The 5,541-nt window shown below is 53.2% G+C and carries 6 protein-coding genes; all 6 read left to right on the top strand.

The features are described from left to right. On the top strand, positions 1–1,056 hold a 1,056-nt coding region (locus tag B3F49_RS00225), incomplete at its 5' end, for a hypothetical protein (protein ID WP_293908464.1). Between the two features lie 111 nt (positions 1,057–1,167). Continuing rightward, positions 1,168–1,917 (top strand): DeoR/GlpR family DNA-binding transcription regulator, encoded by a 750-nt coding sequence (locus B3F49_RS00220; protein WP_293908463.1) that lies wholly within the window; start codon positions 1,168–1,170, stop codon positions 1,915–1,917. Positions 1,918–1,935: 18 nt separating this feature from the next. Continuing rightward, entirely contained in the window at positions 1,936–2,709 is a 774-nt protein-coding gene (locus tag B3F49_RS00215) for an S-methyl-5'-thioinosine phosphorylase (protein WP_293908462.1), read from the top strand. A gap of 14 nt (positions 2,710–2,723) precedes the next feature. Continuing rightward, positions 2,724–3,788: an S-methyl-5-thioribose-1-phosphate isomerase gene (mtnA, locus tag B3F49_RS00210; RefSeq protein ID WP_293908461.1), complete on the top strand. Its 1,065-nt coding sequence runs from the start codon at positions 2,724–2,726 to the stop codon at positions 3,786–3,788. 70 nt (positions 3,789–3,858) lie between these two features. Beyond that, positions 3,859–4,983, top strand: coding sequence for a BMP family lipoprotein (locus tag B3F49_RS00205; RefSeq protein ID WP_293908460.1), 1,125 nt, complete (start codon positions 3,859–3,861; stop codon positions 4,981–4,983). 66 nt (positions 4,984–5,049) lie between these two features. Further along, the coding region (locus tag B3F49_RS00200) for an ATP-binding cassette domain-containing protein (protein WP_293908459.1) at positions 5,050–5,541 on the top strand (492 nt) is incomplete at its 3' end.

Below are 5,541 nucleotides of genomic sequence, written 5' to 3'. Positions count from 1 at the left end.
TCCATTACCGGAAGGCCGGCATCCATGGCAGGTTTTCCTGACATCTTCAAGGCCTTGGTCGAGGCTGCAGACCTCAGTCAATTGGCCCTGACATACAGCACCGAAAAGAGTGGCGGGCGCCTTGCATATTACGGCATCACCGAGACTGTTCCTGCAGGCTTGGATCGGTATGTTGCCTGTGCCTTGGATGCTCACCTGCTACCTGCCTCCACTGCAAAGATTCTTTTAGCCTCACAGCATCTTGATAGCGAAACCGCCGCAAACCTATTGATGAGCGTGGCAAATGCAACGGGGATTTCACGCAACTATATCGGCAAGGTCAGTGACACCGACATCCTGATGAGAATTTCCAATGCCTTCGACGGCTATACCCTTTTCAGCGACGGCTACCTCGATGAAATCGGGGCGATGGCGGTCAAGAAGCGAGCCAGTACCGGATACAACCTCAAGAAAGACAGTGATGATGCACAATTCCTCACCTCGCGGACAATCCAATATGGTCACAGCGACGAAACCCATCTCAAGCAACTTGTAGTGTTGCTCAACAGTGAGGGAATCGATGCAAAGCTGCAGATTGAACCCAAGGTATCGATTTATGAATACCTGCTTGACTGGGGCCCGGTACCTCCTCCCAGTCCGTACTACATGGTCCTGGAGTTTGGCGAGAACTTCTATCTGGCCTATGCGGTTGAATACGATGCCAAGTTCGAATTCGACTCCCATGCAGACCTTCTCAAGTTCGACTTTCTCATCAACACCTATGCAAAGAAGAACGATGCAAACCAGGCAAAGAACAGCAATGTTGCGCTGCTGAAGGGTGCATGGTGGCAGCCGCTGTACAGCACTACCTTCCAAGCCGACGAGCAGGCCTACAAGCAAATTGTAGACTGCGTTCTTGCTGAGAATGGATACTCCATCCACCCCTTCTCATTGCTGGAAACAAAGCAGAACCTGATCGATACGCTTCAGGATCTCAGCGGTTTGGAGGTGCATGAGCGCCCCCTGTACGTCAACAACGCATTTTATCGCTACCTGACCGGTTCGGATTATCAGTAACATAGGCCTGCAGGGCAGGCAGGGCGGATGCCCCTGCCTGCCGCATGAAGGGAAATTTGCACATCACCACCCGTTTTCGGTGTACAATTGAGGCAAGGAGAGTCCAAGAGCATGATTCCATACGTTCGCCAGAGCCAGATCTACTCATACATCAAGATGAAGCAGATTGCTTATATCGACGAGCTCCTGGATTTGACAAAAGTATCACTTCCCACCGTGCGGCGCGACCTCAAGAAGCTGGAGGAAGAAGGAAAAATCATCCTGCTCAACGGCGGCGGTGTAAAGCTCTCCGAGGAAGAGAAACACTCGGTTGTTGCAAGACTGGAGGTCCAGGCGGACGAAAAGTACCTGATTTGCAACAAGGCCGCCTCCTTGCTTGAGAACGATGAGTTCATCTATGTCGGGCCGGGAACAACCGAAGACTACCTGATCGGTTTTTTGGCGGGGAAAAACATCACCGCAGTCACCAACGGCATCTATCATGTGCCGAAGCTGTTGGAATACCACATCAAGACCATTGTGATCGGGGGGAGGCTGGACCACAACTACGGCATCACCTGCGGCCCTGAGGTGCTGGAGGAGATCAATCGGATGAACTTCTCCACAGCCCTGATCGGGGCAAGCGCCGTGTCTCAGTCGGGCGTCTCTTCATTCGACCGGGATGTCTCGGTTATCAATCGAAAGGTCCTCTCCAGGTCGAAAAAGCGCATCCTCCTGGTTGATTCGACCAAATTCAGCGCCTTCTCACACCATGTGTTCGCCTGCATCGAGGATTTTGACCACATCATCACCACGGCTAAAGCAGGTGTCGAAAGCAAGGACATTCCAAACATTGTCATTGCCGATACCTCTGATTTATAACAGGAAAAGGTGTTTTGCATGAACAAAGCAATTATCGGAGGAACAGGAGTCGGCTCGCTTCCAAACCTGCAAGGTCCCTTTGAGACGGAAACAGCGTACGGAACGGTTCAAACCTACCGTTTTTCTCTAGGCGACGAAGAGATACTTTTTTTGCCCAGGCACGGAAGCGGTCATACCACACCGCCGCATGCCATCAAGTATCGCGCCCAGATGGCCGCCCTGAAAAAAGAGGGCGTAACGCATATCTACGCACTGGCGACCAGCGGTTCCATGAACCCTTCGATCAGTGAAGGCTCGATTGTGGTGATCGAAGACTTTCTTGACTGCACCACCAGCCGCATCAAGACATTCTTTGACGGCAGCGACCACAAGGTCGCACATGTCGACATGAGCGACCCCTACTGCAGCCATCTCAGGAGTTTGTTTGTACAGAATGCAAGGAAACTAGGTGTGGACATATACACCGGCGGGGTGTATGTGTGCACTGAAGGCCCCCGGTTCGAGGGCAAGGCTGAAATCGCCATGCTGCAAAAGCTCGGGGGAACGCTGGTCGGCATGACCGGCATCCCGGAAGTGTTTTTGGCAAAGGAACTTGGCCTTTGTTACGCTGCCATCGGTTTGATCTCAAATATGGCCGCTGGAATTCGCAATGAGAACCTGGCACACATCGACCATGGACGGCGGATTTCAGAAGCGAAGGAAGCTGTCATGAAGGTCATCACTGAAGTGTTCTCCACCTCGAGCCTCGATCAAGACCATTGTGACTGCTCAAACGCAGTTCTCTATCTATAAAGTAGGAGATGCAGATGCATACCACCATCCCAGTCAGTTTGCAGCACGATCCCGAAAGATTGGTTCTGCTCGATCAGACAAAGCTTCCCGAGAGCGAGCTGTTCTTGTATTTGGATAGCCGGGACTCAATCTATGAAGCGATCAAGAAGCTTCGGGTGCGGGGAGCCCCTGCCATCGGCATTGCGGCAGCCTACGGAATGTATGTCTGCCTTGCCCGGCAGAGCTATCCGAGCCTTGAGGCCATGGCGCATGATTTTTCCGCCTTGAAGCACTACTTTGCCTCAAGCCGTCCGACCGCCGTCAACCTGTTCTGGGCTCTACAGCGCATGCAGAAGCGGTTTGACGCAGAGTTGGCCATGGAAGGGGCAAGCCAGAGCAGCATGCTCAAGGCCTTGCTTGAAGAGAGTTCGGCCATCTTTGCCGAAGACCAGGCGATGAGCATTGCCATCGGAGAGCATGGGCTTACGCTCTTTGACAAGGATAAGCATTGGGGGGTGATGACCCACTGCAACGCAGGAGGATTGGCTACCAGCGGCTATGGTACAGCCCTCGCCCCGCTCTATCTCGGTCATGAGCAGGGTTACTCCTTCAGCATCTATGCAAATGAGACCAGGCCGCTTTTGCAGGGCAGCCGCCTGACCGCCTACGAGCTGGCCAAAGGAGGGCTCGATGTCACCATCCTCTGTGACAACATGGCCTCCTTGGTGATGAAGGAAGGAAAAATCGATGCAGTCATCGTGGGGGCTGACCGAATCGCAGCCAATGGCGATACAGCCAACAAAATCGGCACTTCAGGTTTAGCCATCCTGGCAAAATACTATGGCATTCCTTTCTATGTAGCAGCCCCCAGCTCCACGTTCGACCTTGATACCAAGCATGGCAACGACATTGAAATCGAACAGCGTGACGGCGAGGAAGTGGTCAACGGCTTCGGCAGGCGCACAGGGCCTATCGATGTGAACGTCTACAACCCGGCCTTCGATGTGACTGATGCTGCCTTGATCACGGCCATCATCACCGAGAAGGGGATCATTGAGAGACCGACAACCGAGAAGGTGGCAAAGCACCTGCTTGGGTGACGTGTTGTGCATTGCAAAAGAGCAACCATCTTGAGGGTGGTTGATGCTATTTCTATGTAAGGAGAAGATTATGAAGAGAGTTTTGGGATTCATCACACTGGTTCTTATCACAGGCCTACTGTTCGCAGCAGGGTCTGCAGAATCGAAGCCAGCAGCCGCTGCAGGTTTGAACATCGCCATTATCACCACCCCCTCAGGGGTCGATGACGGCTCGTTCAACCAGGACAACTACAATGGGATTCTTGCATTTGTGAAGAATCATCCTACAGCAAAGGTAACTGCAATCCGTGAGCCCAGCGGAGACGTTGCAGCCGCCCTCAAGGCAGCGGCCGATGTAGTAGCTGAATATGATGTATTGGTCTGCACCGGGTTCCAGTTTGCCGGAATCGGCGAACTTGCCATGGAAAACCCCGATACCAAGTTCATCCTTGTCGACACCTATCCCACCGATGCAAAGGGGAATACCGTTGAGCTTCCCAACGTATATGCCATGACCTTTGCCGAGCAGGAGTCGGGGTTCTTCGCAGGTGTTGCAGCCGCGCTTGAGACCAAGACCAACAAGGTCGCGGTAGTCAACGGGGTGGCCTACCCCTCGAACGTCAACTATCAGTACGGCTTTGAGTGCGGTGTCATCTACGCCAACAAGAAACTCGGCACCAATGCCCAGGTCGTAGAGCTTGCTTCCCGCGCCGGCACCGATGTAACAGGAGCCAATGTAGGCGGAAACTACGCAGGTTCCTTTGCCGATGAAGCAACCGGCAAGGTGATCGGCCAGCAACTGTTCGCGCAGGGCGTCGACATCATTTTCGTTGCAGCAGGAGCTACGGGCAATGGCGTGTTCACAGCTGCAAAGGAGAGCAACGGCAGGTTGAAGGTCATCGGTTGTGACGTAGACCAGTGGGACGACGGAACGGTGGGAAGCGGCAACATCATCCTGACCAGCGTCCTGAAGGTGATGAGCCTGAACGTCGAGCGTGTACTGAACCAGATCCAGGATGGAACCTTCAAGGGAGCAAACATGCTGCTGAAGGCTGATACCGATTCCACCGGATTCGTGAAGACAGCCGGTCGAAACCAGCTCTCCCCTTCCACCATCCAGAAGCTCGATGAGGCATATACCCTCGTACAGAAGGGAGTTATTGTTCCTGCATCCAACTTCGGCGGTTTCACCCCCGAGCAGTTCCAGGTAAACTAAGAAAACCAGTGATACACCCGTGCCTTTGCAGGGGCACGGGTCCTTATCGCAAAGAGGCATATCGACGTGGAAAACCTCGTAGAATTTCGGCATATCACCAAACGATTTCCCGGCATTGTTGCGAATGATGACATCTCCCTATCGGTACGCAAGGGCGAGATTCTTGCCATCCTTGGCGAGAATGGAGCGGGAAAAAGCACGCTGATGAGCATGCTGTTCGGCATGTACAGCCCTGATGAGGGTGAGATTTTCGTGCGCGGCAAACAAGAAGAAATCTCAAGCCCCCTGGTGGCCAACTCTCTGAACATCGGGATGGTCCACCAGCATTTCATGCTTGTGGAAAACCAAACCATTACAGAGAACATCATCATGGGCATCGAGCCGAAGAAACGCAAATTCGGCTTGTTTCCCGTTGTAGATCTCGAAGCTTCCCACAAGAAGGTGCATCAGCTCTCCCTTCACTATCAACTGGAGGTCAATCCGAGGGACAAGATCGAGGATGTGCCGGTCTCAACCCGTCAGCGGGTTGAGATTTTGAAGATGCTCTACCGCAATGCC

It is taken from the genome of Sphaerochaeta sp. UBA5836, assembly GCF_002432845.1.
In the GTDB taxonomy this organism is placed as follows: Bacteria; Spirochaetota; Spirochaetia; order Sphaerochaetales; family Sphaerochaetaceae; genus Sphaerochaeta.
Note: the sequence above shows the minus strand (reverse complement) of the source record. Positions and strands in the feature narration are given on the sequence as shown.

What these genes read in the sequence shown, in the direction of transcription:
- B3F49_RS00220 (WP_293908463.1), top strand. Translation starts at nt 1,168, where the DNA reads ATGATTCCATACGTTCGCCAGAGCCAGATCTACTCATACATCAAGATG.
- B3F49_RS00215 (WP_293908462.1), top strand. Translation starts at nt 1,936, where the DNA reads ATGAACAAAGCAATTATCGGAGGAACAGGAGTCGGCTCGCTTCCAAAC.
- mtnA (WP_293908461.1), top strand. Translation starts at nt 2,724, where the DNA reads ATGCATACCACCATCCCAGTCAGTTTGCAGCACGATCCCGAAAGATTG.
- B3F49_RS00205 (WP_293908460.1), top strand. Translation starts at nt 3,859, where the DNA reads ATGAAGAGAGTTTTGGGATTCATCACACTGGTTCTTATCACAGGCCTA.